The sequence below is a fragment of the Mesorhizobium sp. M7A.T.Ca.US.000.02.2.1 genome (assembly GCF_003996995.1).
GTDB lineage: Bacteria > Pseudomonadota > Alphaproteobacteria > Rhizobiales > Rhizobiaceae > Mesorhizobium.
The window spans coordinates 1-727 of record NZ_RZTT01000852.1 but is presented as its reverse complement, the minus strand read 5'-3'; the positions used below and the strand labels follow the sequence as shown (position 1 = coordinate 727).

The window sequence follows — 727 nt, the reverse complement described above, 5'->3', positions numbered from 1 at the left end:
GGTCAGTGCCGAACAGGAAGAAATCGGGTGTGCAGGCGGCGCCGTAGGCCTTCGCCGTCTGCTGCGACGCATCCTTGAGATAGGGGAAAGAATAGCCGAATTTTTCGGCCTCTTCGCCGATGCGGGCCAGCGTCTCCTCCGGATGCGCCTCATGGTCATTGGCGTTGATCGCCACCACTTGCAGCCCCTTGCCCGCATAATCCCTGGCGAAAGCGGCAAGCTGCTCACGGATCAGCACGACGAACGGGCAGCGGTTGGAGATGAAGGCGACGAGCAAGGCCGGCTTGGCGTCGAAATCGGCGAGGCGGTGCAGCACGCCTTGCGCGTCGGGCAGCAGGAAATCGGCCGCCCTGGTGCCGAGGTCGATCGGATTGGACTCTGTCTTCGGCATCGATGCGCGCTCCCTTTGTGCAGCCGGTTTTCACAGGCCAAGGTGCGAGCGCCTCGAACGTTCGCAGTTAGTCTATGAATTTAGTATAATTATAGGCTGGAGAGCACATTCACGGTCAACCGCGCGGCTTAGAATATCGTGCCAATGTTTCAGGCCGAGCCGCCAAGTTTGTTCGGGCGGAAGCCGATCCGGAGAAATCCGGACGGACAGGATTTATCAAGCGCAACGGGTTCGACGACGAGTTGGTACTGCCCAGCCGAAACGCCTTGCGATTTTCGCGACGTCATTCCCCTTCCGGATAGAGCGCCTTCGCCAGGTCGCGGATCGCATCTGATG

The 727-nt window shown here is 60.0% G+C and carries 1 protein-coding gene; it reads right to left on the bottom strand.

What is annotated here, in order from left to right:
- The coding region (locus EOD15_RS35080) for a thioredoxin family protein (protein WP_148129846.1) at positions 1-391 on the bottom strand (391 nt) is incomplete at its 3' end.
- Positions 392-727: the final 336 nt, after the last annotated feature.